The following is a 16346-nucleotide window of genomic DNA, read 5'->3' on the forward strand; positions in this document are numbered from 1 at the left end:
TCCTCACTTATTTGAGATGGTGTTTTTTGTTTGTCTTTCTGGTAACTACAGGAGTATTGGGATTGATATATTTCCTAATCTATTCTTAAAAATAGACGAAAGAAGGAATTTGTAATGGAAACAATTGTTCAAAAATTTGGTGGCACTTCTGTCGGAAGCGTCGAACGCATTCAACATGTAGCAAATTTAATTATTGAAGAATATGAACGAGGTCATAGCATTGTCTCTGTCGTTTCAGCAATGGGAAAAAGCACAGATGAACTTGTCGCACTCGCTAACGCTATCACAGAAAATCCAAGTAAACGTGAAATGGATATGCTTCTATCTACAGGAGAACAAGTAACTATTTCATTATTAACAATGGCACTGCAAGCAAAAGGCTATCATGCAATTTCATTAACAGGGTGGCAAGCAGGTATCACGACAGAATCTGTACATAGTAGTGCACGGATTACTGACATTCATACAGATCGTATTCAATCTTATCTTGCTGAAGGTACGATTGTTATTGTAGCTGGTTTCCAAGGAGTCAGTGAAGATTTTGAAATTACAACGCTTGGACGAGGCGGTTCTGATACAACTGCTGTCGCATTAGCCGCTGCACTTAAAGCAAAAAAATGTGATATTTATACGGATGTTACAGGCGTATATACGACGGATCCACGAGTTGTAAAAGATGCTTACAAATTAGACGAAATTTCTTATGACGAAATGTTAGAGCTTGCTAATCTCGGTGCTGGCGTATTACACCCGCGCGCCGTTGAGTTTGCTAAAAATCATAACGTAGTTTTAGAAGTTCGCTCAAGTATGGAACAAGAAAACGGAACAATTGTAAAAGGAGAATGTAACATGGAACAACAATCAATCGTTAAAGGTATTGCATTTGAGGATAATATTACACGTGTCACAATTAAAGGACTAGAACAAGGCTCGCTTTCAACAGTTTTCTCTACATTAGCAGCGGCACATATTAATGTAGATATCATCATTCAAAGTATTACAAATGAAGGAACTGTTCATCTCTCCTTCTCCATCCATTCTAATGATTTAAGAGAAACATTAGAAGTATTGGAACAAAATCAAGAGGCACTTCACTATGAAGCAGTAGAATATGAAAATCATTTAGCAAAAGTATCAATCGTAGGATCTGGCATGGTATCTAACCCAGGTGTCGCTGCAAATATGTTCACTACTTTAAAAGAAGAAGATATTCATATTAAAATGGTAAGTACATCAGAAATTAAAGTGTCTGTCGTTATTGACCGCCTTCATTTAGTAACAGGCGTTGAGGCGCTGCATCAATCATTTATGGCGAAAATTGAGCCTTTCGTGCAAATGAGCTAATTTGATATGTTTAGTAACGCTTATAAAAAAAACATATTAATCTACTTCCTTCCTATTAAATAAAAAGCTATTCGTTAACAAGATGCTATATGATATATTAAAAAACACCTTGTCACATTTTCCTATACTGTGACAAGGTGTTTTTGACTGAAAGGAATTTGTAACTACTTAGTAGTATAATTATGAGGATAATTAAATAATAAACTTTTATACATAAGGAGATAAGACTATGGCAAAAAACAAATTACTACGAATGGACAATGTCAGCATCGTTGTAGAATCCCTTGATAACGCAATCTCTTTCTTTGAGGAGATTGGCTTGAATCTCGAAGGTCGAGCAAATGTCGAAGGTGAATGGGCTGGTCGCGTAACTGGACTCGGTTCTCAGTGCGTAGAGATTGCTATGATGGTCACTCCAGATGGCCACAGCCGAATTGAACTTTCGCGATTTCTCACCCCTCCTACTATAGCAGATCACCGAACAGCTCCTGTAAACGCCCTCGGTTATCTACGCGTCATGTTCACTGTCGAGGATATTGACGAAATGGTATCGAGACTCACTAAGCATGGTGCAGAGCTCGTTGGCGAAGTAGTTCAGTACGAGAACTCGTATCGTCTCTGCTACATTCGTGGAGTCGAAGGAATTTTAATCGGTTTAGCAGAAGAACTCGGTAATAAATAAGTAATGTTTTATAAAAAAGAGGGAATAGCTCTATATTTAAGCTATTCCCTTACTTCTATTAAAACAGATGAATGTTTTCTTTCTTGCAAGCTTCACGTAAATCGTCAGGCCATACAGAAGATTGAACTTCACCGATATGTGCTTTACGTAAGAAGTACATGCACATTCTTGATTGTCCAATGCCACCGCCAATTGTTAATGGTAGTACGTCTTCTAGTATACCTTTATGGAAATCATACTCACGTTTGAAGTCTTCACCAGTTTTCGTTAACTGCTCATCAAGTGATTTACTATCAACACGAATTCCCATTGATGATAACTCAAATGAAGATTGTAGTACTGGGTGCCAGAATAAAATGTCACCGTTTAATTTCCAATCGTCATAATCAGCTGCGCGTCCGTCATGCTTTTCACCTGAACGAAGTGCATCACCAATTCCGATAATGAAGACTGCACCGTGTTCTTTTGCAATTGCATGTTCACGATCTTTCGGTGTTAATTCTGGATATTTATCTTCTAATTCTTGAGAAGTAACGAAAACAATTTCTTCCGGTAAATACTTTCCAAGGAACGGATATTTTTCAAATAAGTGATCTTCTAAATCTTTGAATATTCCATAAATTGTTTGTACTGTTTTTTGTAAGTATTCAATAGTACGCCATTCTTTTTGAACGATTTTTTCCCAATCCCATTGGTCAACATAAATGGAATGCGTTGCATCAAGTTCTTCATCACGACGAATCGCGTTCATGTTTGTATATAAACCTTCACCAGCTTCATATCCGTATTCATGTAATGCAAATCGTTTCCATTTCGCTAGTGAATGAACAATTTCTAATTCTTCTCCTGAATGTAACATATCAAATTCAATTGGACGTTCTACACCGTTTAGGTGATCGTTTAATCCTGATTTTTTCGTTACGAATAATGGTGCAGATACGCGGAATAGTTCAAGGCGTTTTGCTAATTGGTCCTCGAAAAATGTTTTAACTTCCTTAATTGCGATTTGAGTCTCTCTTACTGTCATTAATGATTGATACATGGTGGTTTCCTCCTAAAATGTTTGGATGTTGTGAAAAGAAGCCAACAAAAAAAGCCCTTCTTTCCCAAAAAACTGGGACGAAAGGCTTTGGTTCCGCGGTACCACCCAAATTAGCAACAGAGGTTGCTCACTTATACAATACGGAGATGAAATATCTCGATACTGTTCTTCTTGTAACGGCGAAGTTCCCGGCTAAGTCTACTTTCCTATAAAGGATTTCGGTTAGCAACTCCAGGAGGTTCTTCATAATAGGCTTCGTATCAGGCTCACACCACCCCTGACTCGCTTAAACTACGTCCTACTACTACTCGTCCTTTCATAGTCGTTTTGTTGTCACATCTCTGAAACATTTTATTAATGATTATTCTATACAAAAAATAAAGAAAGTCAACAAAAAGTTTTAAAATATTTTTCAATTCTTTATTTTACGGCTTTATTGATTGTTGTTAATTTAACATCTTTACTTTTTCTGCCTCGTCAATCCCAAAAATGTTTCACTGACCGAAACTAACGTATACACAACAATTAATGTGATCGTTCGGAATATAGAATCTGCAGTATTTCTTATTATTTTCATTTTCTTTATAATTCCTTTCAGTTTACTTGCAAATTCATGTTATACTATAGCATTCAAGCAGTTTATTTTTACTTAAAGCAATCATAGTCATTTATAAAGAGTATTTTCTAAATCATTGACTATTATCAAATAAGATTTTTATGTAACGGAGTGATCATATGAGTAAAACGAAAGCAAAACCGAAAAAAGGTGTAGGACAAGGTACAGGAAGTAAAGGATGGAACCGTTGGCAATCAAGTGCAAAGAAAAAAGCAGCTGCCAAACCCTACAAAAGTAAAGGTACAAAGAAGTAATTTAAATAACATTTGATTTCTTTACTTTGCACAAAACAAAATATAATTATTACAACAAAAAGCTATGCTTTCACATGTGAAAGCATAGCTTTTTCATATTAAATCATTAAAATATCTCGAATTTCTTCCTCTGTGATTGAGGACAATTTCTCTTCTCCCGGCTCAATCACTTCAGCGATTAAATTTTTCTTACTTTCTTGCAGTTCATGCATTTTCTCCTCAATTGTTCCCTGAGCTACTAGCTTTATAACTTGCACTGTATTTTTTTGTCCCATTCGATACGCCCTATCGGCCGCTTGTTGTTCAACAGCTGGATTCCACCATAAATCATATAATATTACTGTATCTGCACCAGTTAAATTAAGTCCGGTACCACCAGCTTTTAAAGAAATGAGAAATAGATCTCCTTCTCCTTCGTTAAACCGATCGCACAGCTCTACACGATCCTGCGCTGGTGTACTCCCGTCTAAATAAAAGTATGGAATTGCTTGTCGATTTAACTCACGACCAATAATGGAAAGCATCTTCGTAAATTGAGAAAAAATTAATATTCTCTTCCCTGTACTTCTACATTCCTCTAAAATCTCTAACAGTTGTTCAAATTTAGCTGAACTTCCTTTGTAATCATCAACAAATAAAGCAGGATGGCAACAAATTTGTCGCAATCTCGTTAAACCAGCTAAAATTCTAATTTTATTTTTACGTAACGTATCTTTGTCTAAATGCTTTAACGTTTCTTCCCTTAGCTTCGCTAAATAAGCAGCATAAAGACTCTTTTGATCGGGTAATAGCTCCGATGACTGTAAGTGCTCTATTTTCTCTGGCAACTCATTTAATACGTCCCCTTTTAATCGTCTTAATACGAATGGTTTCACTCGCTTCGCTATATCTTCACGCCTTAAATCACCGAACTCTTTTCTTCCTGGTAATAATTCCGGGAAGACGACATGGAAGATAGACCATAGCTCTTCTAATGAATTTTCTACAGGTGTACCAGTTAGTCCGAAACGGTATTCAGCTTGAATTGTTTTCACAGCTCTTGCCGTTTGCGTTGTAGGGTTTTTAAACGCCTGTGCTTCATCAAGAAATAGTGTATGAAATGGTCTTGCATATAATCTTATATCTCTTCTCAGTAATGGATATGACGTGATTACGACATCAAATTCCGTTATATCTTTCAAAATTTTCCGGCGCTCTGCTTGGTTTCCATCTGCAATAACTGCTCTAATATGCGGGGCGAATTTTTTCAATTCACTAAACCAATTATAAACAAGAGATGATGGTGAAACGACTAATATTGGCAGTTTCTTTTCTCGAATCTCAGTCAAAACAGAATCTATAAAAGCAATGCTTTGCAACGTTTTTCCAAGTCCCATATCATCTGCTAAAATACCGCCAAAACGGTAATGAGCAAGTGTTTTCATCCATTCGAACCCATATACTTGATACTTTCTCATTTCTGCATTTAAAGTATTCGGCACAGCAAACTTTAATTTTTTCGGGTTTTGAATGTTTTCTACTAACTCTTGAACAGAATCATCCAAACTTAAAACATTGCCTTCATGAAGTCCGTTCATCCATTTTACACTTCGAATAAGCGGAACATTTACCTCTTCTCCATGTAAAAATTCTTTCCGAATACCTGATTCTTTTATAAACTGATTAATTTCATTAAACTCTTTACTCTCTAGCGATAAAAACGAACCATTCGCCAATCGATAATATTTACGTTTCTCTTCAAGGGCCGCTAATACACCTTTAATTTCTGCTTCTGGTATTCCTTTTATATCAAAACGAAATGACAACCAATCAATTCTTTCTTTTCTTCTCACTCTAATAAGAGGAACTGCATCCCCTTTACTAATTCGCAATTTGATTGCTGTTGTCGCATAAATATCAACTAAACCTTTTAATGTTGGCACAACGTGATATAAAAAGTTATACTCAGCTTCTTCATTATGCATAAAGTAACCGCCTTCTGTTTTTGCAAAAGCACTTTCACTCATAATGTCTAAAATCTCTTTTTCCTTTTTCTCATCACGGTTAAAAACAGACGGCTGTCCATCCTCTTCTAGCGGATTAATCATAACGTTCCCATAGTGAAATTCAAGACCTGCTAATAAGCGATTTTTCACGCGGTCTAAATACAATTTCGCTTTTAGCGAAGGTGTTTCAACACGATCCGATATTACTTCATCAATGTGTACAGTTCCGAGCTTCATTAATCCTGGTACAACTTTCGCGACGAAATGTTCCATCTTACTTTCTGGAATATAAAACTGATTACTATTTGAGCGACTCATCATCTTTTGTAATTCAATAAGTCGCATACAATCTTCAATGTGTAAGTGATATAATTTCCCATCGTAAAGTGCATTGTTATACATATCCATAACTTGTACACGATTTAAACCATCTATATGAAGTGTAAATCCGCCATTATTTCCCTTCGTAAATTCAAAGTGTAACGGCAACAACCCTTTTGAAACTTGTAATCCCTGAAACAGTTGTTCATTTTGTTTCAGCTGTACATATTCAGCTTTAGAAAGTGAAAAGAGCATATCTTTCCATGAAGCTGGTGGTATAAATATCATACTTTCATCTTGTTTCGCATGTACTTCTAGCGTATCTTCATACATTTTTTCGTTATGATACATTTTAATGAGCTGCTGAATAATTGCATCCGTTTCTTGTTTAAAACTATGTACATCTGGTGTATATGTAAATTCATTTGAACAATGAAAAGACTCTCTTTTCTCCACCTTAGAAAGAAATTCTCTAATATGATTTATGAAATACACTTTGGCAAGTTTCAATTGAATCCCAAGAAGAGCCCCACCACTTCTCGTAGCAACTGGTGTACATATAAACTCAATATCTAATATTTCACGTGTATCAAAACGGTGTTGTTTACTTTTTGGCCTCAGTGGTTTGTCTGCAAACAGCTGAAACATACCACTTGTCAATTGATCATTTCTGCTACTAGTGGAGCTCATTCCACCTATTTGTTGATTATAGTTTATTTGTATTAATACTGCTGCAACATGTTGACAGTACGTTTGAAAAGACGCTAATGAAGGACAACTACATTTTGCAACAACATCACCCTTTTTGGCTTTTGCTACTGTAACATGGAAATCCTCGTTCCCTTTTACTGTCGCCTCACAAATTTCTTTATTTTCATCGTAATGATCTATTATCACTTTATTTGATTTATAATAGGCTTCACCTCTTTTATATGAGGTCTCTCCGCACACTTCTTTAATAATCGATTTATTCAATGTGAAACTCATCGCTTTGACACTTCCTTAATATAAAACCATTTTCTCTTACTTAACATTTTACATGCTCCACGAGAAAATATAAAATGTTGATTTAACAAAAGAAGATGCTTATTTATAAGCATCTTCTTCACTCTATCTCCATCAACCTCTTCGCCTCAAAATACAACACTTGAATAAACTTCTTCGTATTAATTCGCGTATGACCAGAAGATGCGAGTTCATCTTTCGTCATTTCTGTCATCCGTTTTCTAACTACGGTAAAATCGAAAAATTTTGGAGCATAGCTTTCAAATTTTGGATTTGAAAAGTCTGTTAATCCTAAAGAAGCCAAATGATTTAACGACTGATAAATAGCTCGACGTACTCTTTGTTCAGACGCTTTTTTCTCTTTATCAATATCCGCCTCTAAAGCTAGATCCCCTAATTTCCTTATCGTAATATGATGAAAAATTTCTTTTAACGCAGGAAAGCCAAACTCAAATGTCTGTGCCTTTTCTTGACCATATAAATATTCCAGCATACTAAGTAAATCTTTACTTCCATTCTCTCCCGCAATACCGAGTTCTGATAGTAAAAAGCGTCCTAAATCCCCTATCTTTTTTCCTTCTTGCACTGGTTCAGTACGCAATTGCGGCTTTTCCCACTGAAACACGTTATTCAATGATTTTTGAATATCATGTATAGAACGCTCCAATCTAATACGCTCCATCACTTTGCGTACAACAGATACAACTTCGATTTTGTTTAATGGTTTTGTAATATAATATTCTACACCAAGTGTATATGCCTCACCTATAAGCTGCTTCGATTCCACTTGAGAAATCATAATGATTTTCCCCGTGAAAGTTGACGCAATGTGACGAACTGTTTCAATTCCGTCCCTCATCGGCATCAACAAATCAATAAATAAAATATCTACTTTTTTAAAATTTAGTTGATCCGCTTCAATAAAAGCTCCGTCATCCGCCTCACCAATTACTTCTCCAAGATCTCCATCTTCAATAATTTGCGAAAGCATCGAACGGAAAACTTCATCATCGTCTACGATATAATAAAACAAATCTATTCCCCTTCCCGCTTTAAACTACCCTCTGGTAAACAAACGATAAACTTACATCCTCTTTTATTTTCTCGGTCTTCTAATTTCACTTCTCCGCCTAGCTCTGTTACCATTTCATTTATGTAAGAAAGCCCAATACCAGTTGACGGTGTTCCCGTTTGATCATACTTGGAAGTAAATCCTGGCTTAAATACTAATTTCTTATACTTTTGTGTAATACCAGGCCCATCGTCAATTACTTCAAAAAATATATGCTGATTTCTTTTATATAGCTTAATAATAACGAAACCTTTATCTTCAATTGCTTCAACTGCATTTGCAACTAAGTTATTAAAAATTGATAGCACTGTATACACGTGGTATGCAGCATGCTCACCTTCTATATGTTTAGAAAAACGTATATCCTTTTCTAGCATTTCAGCATACTTCTCGTTTATTCTAACAATCATCTCTGCTAACTCATGTCCTTCTACATATTCAGCCACATTTTTATCTAATAACAGTTTAGATAATCCTGCAAATATCCTTTGATTATCCTTTTTTATTTCATGCACTTCCCCCGCTATTTTCAATGCTGTTTTACTACTTGAATCAGCGCTTACTTGTAAATTTCGATATAGTTGATATGCTTCTTGTGTAATTAACTCCGCATTTTGTAACGTCTTTTTCAAATGAACAGATTCCACATATAAATTAGAAAGATGCATTAACATATTTTCATTTTCTTTTCGAACTTGCGATTCTTTTAATTTCGTTTCATATAAATTCATCATATTTAAAAAACCAAGTGCAAAGAAACTACGAAAAATAGCAATAATAATAAGTTTATTCACTTCAGAAATCGTTATTGTTGTACCTAGTACTAACATGTGATAAAACGCAAGTTCTGACATACTTGCAACAATTTCAATTGAAATTCCAAGGCATCCAATAATGATTGGTTTCTGATGGAATTTATTTACCCTACAAAGCGAAAAAAAACTGCCATAAATAAAATAATAGAAGAACACAGGATAACGCAAATAAAATGATTCTGTCATATGAAATGAACCTTGCATGATCCAGTCAAGACATACTCGGAATAAGACTACAGATATACCAACAAGAATACCTGCAACTCCTGCTGGTACTCTTCTTAAAAATAATAATAAAAAGAAGAATAGCGGTGTACCGAAGCTAACTCGAAACGTATCATTAAAGGGATGAAAGTTCAGCTCTCCAGCAATCGGAACAACGACCATTAATATAATTAAAAGGGACATATCTTTCTTCCATAATTGATTCCAATTCAAAGGTGACACTTCCTATACTTTTTTTCAGTAGTAAAAGTGAAAGCCCGCTTATTGTTATAAACGGGCTTTTTTTCTATATTCTAACCTTTTCTACCGCTTTTATTTGGCGATACTCTGGCTTCCACATTGCTTCTTGCACTGCCATCTTGATATCGTTATCACTTAAGTTCACTCTTGCAACACCTTCTGCAACTGCAACTTTCGCTACTTCAATTGCAACCATTTCTGAGATATTACGTAATTCTTCGACCTCTGGTAAAATAGGTGCTCCTGGCTGACTTGTATCTACCATACTTGCAACTGCTTCAGCAGCCGCTGCGAACATTCCATCCGTCATGACGCTTGCTCGTACTACAATTGTTCCAAGACCAAGCCCTGGGAAAATAAGTGCATTATTTGATTGTCCAATCACATACGTTACACCGTTATATGTAACTGGTTCAAATGGACTTCCTGTTGCAACTAACGCTCTTCCTTCTGTCCACTCGATTAAATCTGCTGGTTTTGCTTCAGCAAGTGGCGTCGGATTCGACATTGGTAAAATGATTGGTCTTTCTACGTGAGAAGCCATTTCTTTAATAATCTCTTCTTTAAATGCACCTGCAACAGTAGATGTACCAATTAAAATTGTCGGTTTTACATGTTTCACAACTTCAGCAAGTCCGATCACATCATTTTCTTTCCACTCACTTACTTCTGCTTCTTTTCTTGCGTACGGAATTTGGAAATCAAGAAGATCTTCCATATTATCTGTAACTAACCCGTTACGATCAATACACCAGAAACGCTTATATGATTCTTCTTCAGATACACCTACGCGGACCATCGCATCTCTAACTTGATCTGCGATACCGATTCCAGCCGTACCAGCACCAAATACAACAACGCGGTGTTCACTTAGCGGTACACCAGAAGCTTTCACTGCCGATAATACTGCCGCAAGTGAAACTGCACCTGTACCTTGAATATCATCATTAAATGTACAAACATCATGACGATATTTATCTAAAATTTTTCGTGCGTTACGAGAGCTAAAGTCTTCCCAATGTAAAAGTGCTTTCGGGAATTGTTTGTTTACCGCTTGTACAAACGTATCAATAAATTCATCGTAAGCTTCACCTGTTATACGAGGGTGACGATTTCCAATATAAAATGGATTGTTTAATAGCTCCTCACGGTTTGTACCTACATCTAAAATTACTGGTAATACACGACTAGGATCGATTCCAACTGCAGCAGTGTAAACAGCTAATTTTCCGATTGCGATGTTAATACCACCAACGCCCCAGTCACCAATTCCTAATATGCCTTCTCCATCTGTTACAACGACTAAATCAATGTTCTCAGCTGTTGCACCAATATTGGTGAATGCTTCTTCAATACCTGATGGATCGTTAATCGATAAATAAACACCACGTGGTTTACGATATTCATGACTATATCTTTGAATTGCTACACCGACAGTTGGTGTATATACAATCGGTAACATTTCACGTAAATGATCTGTTAATATACGATAAAATAATACTTCATTTCGATCATGTAACGCAGTTAAGTATACATTCTTTAATAAATCATCCGGCTGAGAACTAAATTGTTCGTATGCTCGGCGTGCCTGTTCTTCTAACGTTAAAACCGCTGGCGGTAATAACCCTTTTAAACCTAACTCTTCTCTTTCATTTTGTGTGAAAGCGACCCCTTTATTTAAAAGTGGTGTTGATAATACTTCTGCTCCTCTTAATGTTGTTTCTAATGCACCATTAGAAGCTACTGTAAACTTGCTCATAACATCCCTACCTCTATTCATATATAGCATTTCTATATTGTAAACAAAAAAGAGGGGCTTGTCCCCCCTCTTCTTTTAATTTTTCTTTAAAAGAGTTGCTCCTGCAATCCCTGGGTGCGTCATTTCGAATGGATCTAGAATTAACTCTAAGTCTTCTTGTGACAGTACACCATTTTTCACACAAAGTTCTCGAACGGATTGCCCTGTCGCGATTGCTTCTTTCGCAACGCGAGCTGCAGCTTCATAACCGATATGAGGGTTCACGGCTGTAATAATTCCTACACTCTTCTCAACATACTCTTTTAAGCGATCTTCATTCGCTTCAATTCCTTTTAAGCAATTATCTGTAAAGGCACGGAAACCGTTATTCATAATGCTAATTGATTGTAGTAAGTTGAAAACAAGTACTGGTTCCATCACGTTTAATTCTAATTGTCCTGCTTCTGAAGCAAGGCAAATTGTATGGTCATTACCAATTACTTGGAACGCAATTTGGTTAATAACTTCTGGCATAACAGGGTTTATTTTCCCTGGCATAATAGATGAACCTGGCTGACGAGCTGGTAACATAATTTCTGCTAAACCAACACGTGGACCTGATGCCATTAAGCGAAGGTCATTCGCAATTTTAGACATATTCATCATACATACTTTAAGTGCTGCAGATACTTCTGTGTATGCATCTGTATTTTGCGTTGCATCTACTAAGTCTTCTGCACCAACTAGTGGTAGTTCACTAATTGCAGCTAAATGTTTTACAACTGCTTCAATATATTCTGGGTCTGCATTTAAGCCTGTACCAACTGCAGTTGCTCCCATGTTCACTTCATATAAGTGTTGACGTGATTGCTGAATTCGTTTCATATCACGTTCAAGTACACGAGAGTACGCTTTAAATTCTTGTCCAAGACGAATTGGCACAGCGTCTTGTAAATGTGTACGTCCCATTTTAATCACATGATCGAACTGTTCTGCTTTTAATTCAAATACATCGTGCATATAACCCATCGTTTGTAATAAACCTTCTAATGCGTTTAATGTTGCGATATGAATCGCCGTTGGGAATGCATCGTTTGTTGATTGCGCCATGTTTACATGACTATTTGGACTAATATAATGATAGTCTCCCTTTTCCATTCCTAATAATTCAAGCGCACGATTGGCAATGACTTCATTTGCATTCATGTTCATTGAAGTACCTGCTCCGCCTTGGATTGGATCTACGATGAAATGATCATGCCATTTTCCATCAAGAATTTCTTGAGCAGCTTCTGCGATCGCGCCGCCCTTGTTCAATTCCAATCTTCCTACATCTGTATTCGCAAGCGCTGCAGCTTTTTTTACAACTGCGAACGCTCTAATTAAACCTTCATGGATTTTGTATCCTGTAATTGGGAAGTTTTCAACTGCACGCATTGTTTGTACGCCGTAGTATGCATAGTTTGGTACTTCTTTTTCACCTAAAAAGTCTTTTTCAATTCGAACACCATTTTTAACTTCAGTTAATGTTGCCATGATTATTCACTCCTTAACGATTTCTTATGCTGCTTTTGTTTCTTTGACTGTTTCTACATATTGTTTTGCTTTCTCATTATCGAATTCGCCTTCCCACTTCGACATAACAATGGCCGCTAATGCATTTCCTAATACATTGACAGATGAGCGAATCATATCTAAAATGCGGTCAATTCCCGCAATTAACGCGATACCTTCTAGTGGTAACCCCATTGAACCTAACGTTGCTAATACAACAACGAACGATGCACCTGGAACTCCCGCCATACCTTTGGATGTTAACATGAGAACGAATAATAACGTTATTTGCTCTGTCAGTGACATGTGCACACCGTACATTTGTGCAACAAATAATGCCGCTAACGCTTGATAAATAGCCGATCCAGTCAAGTTAAATGTATAACCTGTCGGAATTACGAAAGAGGCAACTGCCTTTGGACAACCGAACTCTTCCATCTTTCTCATTATATTAGGTAAAACAGCTTCTGAACTTGCTGTCGTAAATGAAAGAATAAGTTCTTCTTTTAAAATTTTCATTAATGTAAAAATGTTTACGCCAACCATTCTTGCATTAATACCTAATACAATCACAACGAATAGTATAACAGTTACGTATACAGCTAGCACTAGTTTTCCTAAAGGAAGTAGTGTTGCTACACCAAATTTTGCAACCGTAACCGCAATTAATGCGAATACACCAAATGGTGCAAATTTCATCACTTGATTTGTAACCCAAAACATCGCTTCGAGTACACCTTCAAAGAAGTTAAAAACAGGCTTTCCTTTTTCTCCAATTGCTGCGACTCCTAAACCGAATAATACTGAGAAGAAAATAATCGGTAATAAGTCACCTTGTGCAATCGATTCAAATACGTTTTTCGGTACGATATGAACAATCGTCTCAGCGAATCCTTGCTTCTCTGTAGCATCTGCTGTTTGTTTATAAGAAGAAATGTCACTTTGCTGTAAGTTATTCATATCAACGCCAGTACCTGGCTGGAATATATTCGCCGCGAGTAACCCCATTAAAATAGCGATCGTTGTAATGATTTCGAAATAAAGAATTGTCTTCCCGCCTAATTTCCCAAGCTTCTTCATATCGCCTACACCGGCTACCGCAACAATTAATGCTGAAATAACAATTGGTACTACAATCATTTTAATTAAGTGAATAAATATATCCCCAATTGGTGTGATATAAGAAATCGCCGTTTTATTGCCATAAAAGACTGCCCCTACTACAATCCCTAAAACAAGCGCGACAAAAATTTGTGTTGCCAATCCGAATTTTTTCATTTATGTTCATCCCCTTCATGCGAACGCTTTCAATTTGAATTTATAAAAGCTACTCACACATCTTATAAGCGAACCTACAAAATCATACAAAAACCTACAAGTTCGTCACAAAAAATTCAAATATTTTTCTTCTTTTTTTCATTGACACCATTTTGTTAAAAAACGATAAAATAAACTTGATAAGTAATCAGATTGTTTCGTATAATCAAAAAGATATATACTTAAAACAACTCAAAATGAAAAGGAGTGGATGATATGAAAAACTATACAAAACAATTCGTCTTATCTTCTTCTTTTCTTTTTCATTTTCTTAAAAAGGAACAAGGGCATTTGCCTTTGTTCCTTTTTTTATCCTTTTCGGCAAGAAGACTCCCTCCGATTTGTGTTACGGGTGAAACTCAACAATTCAGGTGGAGATGAATTGCCGTCAGAAGGTAGGCTGAACTCTTTTGTTTCGCTCATAATAATTTTTTGAGTGCGAATGTTTGTTTTTTTGTCTTACGATATAATCTGCGTAGATAAGGAGAGGAGGGAATAGATTGTAAGACAACGAAATTGGATAATGCTTATCATTCAGCTACTTGAGTCAAAAGGAATTACGATGAAGAACATGTTCGCATGTTGTTTCATTTCGTTCCAAATATGGATTTGTTAAAAAATTTTTAATGAGTCCTCTAAGAAAGACGGTGAAAACAATGGCCAGAAAGAAAGCAGTGAAAGTATTACGTAAACAAAAGAAAAGAGAAATCATACAACGATTCACTCAAAAACAAAATATTGGGCGAGCTTGCTTGACTGCTAAAGAATTCCGCTTACTGCAACGCATGTCACATAGTTCAAAAGCATTGCGAAATGTTGGATTGTACACGATTAAACAAAGTTACTTGAATCATAATAAAATGGCTACTATAAGAGAAGTGGATACTGCCATGCAAGCCGATATGAATTACTGGGGCATTCAATCAAATTCGGTTCAAGCGATTCGTAGAGCCTTGTTTACAGAAGTGAAGAGCTTTTTTAAAGCGTTGGAACAGTGGAAGAAAAAAACTGAGCAGTTCACAGGGCGTCCTAAGTTTCCGAATTATTCTCGTTCCACTGACAAACGAATTATTGAAATCTATCAAGTGCCAAAAGTGGATGAGAACGGGTATTGGATGATTCCGATGAATGTTGCATTCAGAAAAAAATTCGGTTCTATTAAAATACGTATGCCAAAAAACTTAAGAAATAAAAACATCTCCTACATTGAGATTGTACCAAAGCAAAAAGGTCGGTTCTTTGAGGTGCATTATACATATGAAATGCACGTTTCTCAAATGAAGAAACCACCTACGACCACTAGTAACGCTTTGAGTTGCGATTTAGGTGTAGACAGATTGTTAAGTTGCGTAACCAATACAGGTGATGCCTTCTTAATGGATGGGAAAAAACTAAAATCCATAAATCAATACTTCAACAAAATGATATGTAATCTAGGGCAGAAAAATATGGACAATGGAATTTCAAAACGTATTGTAACGAATAAAATGGCCGCACTTTGGCATAAACGAGAAAGACAAATAAACGGTTATATTGCACAAACAGTAGGTCTGTTGTTCAAAAAAGTGAAAGAATTCGATATAGATACGATTGTTGTAGGGTATAACGCTGGTTGGAAACAAAACTCTCATATGTGGAAAAAGAATAATCAAAAGTTTGTTCAAATCCCATTTCAGAAATTGATTGCAGCGATTGAGAATAAATGTGTAAAAGAAGGCATTCGCTTTTTCAAACAAGAAGAAAGCTATACTTCAAAAGCTAGTTTTCTTGATAAGGATCCGGTTCCAGTTTGGTCTAAGGATGATAAGACGCAATATCGCTTTAGCGGCAAACGAATTACGCGTGGTCTGTATCAAAGTAAAGCAGGAACATGTATCCATGCTGATATTAATGGTGCGCTGAATACATTGAAAAAGTCAGGAGTTGTAGAATTGGATGGCAATCTCAAAGTGAAAACGCCGATTCTATTAGAAGTGCAAAAACGTAAGGCTATTGCTTTGTGCATAGCTTAGTGGGTGCGTCAACCATCCATGTGTACGCGACTTGTCGGGGCTTGTAGCACACGCCGGATTCATCTGAGTGGTGGCTTCTTCCATAAGGGAGAACTGCTCTTTTTCGAAAGGGTGATGCAAGTGG

At 36.4% G+C, this 16346-nt stretch carries 11 protein-coding genes and 1 other annotated feature; of the genes, 4 read left to right on the forward strand and 7 right to left on the reverse strand.

What is annotated here, in order from left to right:
* The first annotated feature begins 114 nt into the window (after positions 1-114).
* Positions 115-1344 carry an aspartate kinase gene (locus tag BLT20_RS13850; RefSeq protein ID WP_000448037.1) on the forward strand — a complete coding sequence of 410 codons (1230 nt, stop codon included), beginning with the start codon at positions 115-117 and terminating at the stop codon, positions 1342-1344.
* 229 nt (positions 1345-1573) lie between these two features.
* The gene (locus BLT20_RS13855; RefSeq protein ID WP_001107259.1) at positions 1574-2026 is read left to right on the forward strand and encodes a VOC family protein; all 453 of its coding nucleotides are present in this window, start codon (positions 1574-1576) and stop codon (positions 2024-2026) included.
* Positions 2027-2084: 58 nt separating this feature from the next.
* Here the strand turns inward: BLT20_RS13855 and asnA are convergent, their stop codons facing one another.
* Positions 2085-3068, reverse strand: coding sequence for an aspartate--ammonia ligase (asnA, locus tag BLT20_RS13860; RefSeq protein WP_000284897.1), 984 nt, complete (start codon positions 3066-3068; stop codon positions 2085-2087).
* Between the two features lie 70 nt (positions 3069-3138).
* Positions 3139-3397: a binding site (T-box leader), on the reverse strand.
* 406 nt (positions 3398-3803) lie between these two features.
* Here asnA and BLT20_RS13870 point away from each other — a divergent pair.
* Positions 3804-3938 carry a DUF3934 domain-containing protein gene (locus tag BLT20_RS13870; protein WP_000047588.1) on the forward strand — a complete coding sequence of 45 codons (135 nt, stop codon included), beginning with the start codon at positions 3804-3806 and terminating at the stop codon, positions 3936-3938.
* Positions 3939-4036: 98 nt separating this feature from the next.
* Here BLT20_RS13870 and BLT20_RS13875 read toward each other — a convergent pair whose 3' ends face one another.
* The 6 genes from BLT20_RS13875 to BLT20_RS13900 all read right to left on the reverse strand — a co-directional run bounded on the left by BLT20_RS13875 (position 4037) and on the right by BLT20_RS13900 (position 14171).
* Positions 4037-7231, reverse strand: a complete 3195-nt coding sequence (locus BLT20_RS13875; protein WP_000011039.1) for a DEAD/DEAH box helicase — start codon at positions 7229-7231, stop codon at positions 4037-4039.
* Positions 7232-7349: 118 nt separating this feature from the next.
* Entirely contained in the window at positions 7350-8282 is a 933-nt protein-coding gene (locus BLT20_RS13880) for a response regulator (protein ID WP_000500302.1), read from the reverse strand.
* 2 nt (positions 8283-8284) lie between these two features.
* Positions 8285-9583, reverse strand: a complete 1299-nt coding sequence (locus tag BLT20_RS13885; RefSeq protein WP_073339737.1) for a sensor histidine kinase — start codon at positions 9581-9583, stop codon at positions 8285-8287.
* A 64-nt stretch (positions 9584-9647) separates the two neighbouring features.
* A complete protein-coding gene (malS, locus tag BLT20_RS13890; RefSeq protein ID WP_002023847.1) occupies positions 9648-11360 on the reverse strand; it encodes an oxaloacetate-decarboxylating malate dehydrogenase in 1713 nt (570 codons plus the stop codon).
* 75 nt (positions 11361-11435) lie between these two features.
* Positions 11436-12875, reverse strand: a complete 1440-nt coding sequence (gene aspA / locus BLT20_RS13895; RefSeq protein WP_086709442.1) for an aspartate ammonia-lyase — start codon at positions 12873-12875, stop codon at positions 11436-11438.
* A 24-nt stretch (positions 12876-12899) separates the two neighbouring features.
* Complete coding sequence (locus BLT20_RS13900) at positions 12900-14171, reverse strand: cation:dicarboxylate symporter family transporter (protein WP_000713289.1); 1272 nt, start codon at positions 14169-14171, stop codon at positions 12900-12902.
* Positions 14172-14866: 695 nt separating this feature from the next.
* Between BLT20_RS13900 and BLT20_RS13910 the strand changes: the two genes are divergently transcribed.
* The gene (locus BLT20_RS13910) at positions 14867-16222 is read left to right on the forward strand and encodes an RNA-guided endonuclease TnpB family protein (protein ID WP_000101433.1); all 1356 of its coding nucleotides are present in this window, start codon (positions 14867-14869) and stop codon (positions 16220-16222) included.
* Positions 16223-16346 lie beyond the last annotated feature (124 nt).

Origin of the sequence: Bacillus sp. cl96, from assembly GCF_900100505.1 — a bacterium.
Classification (GTDB): domain Bacteria; phylum Bacillota; class Bacilli; order Bacillales; family Bacillaceae_G; genus Bacillus_A; species Bacillus_A cereus.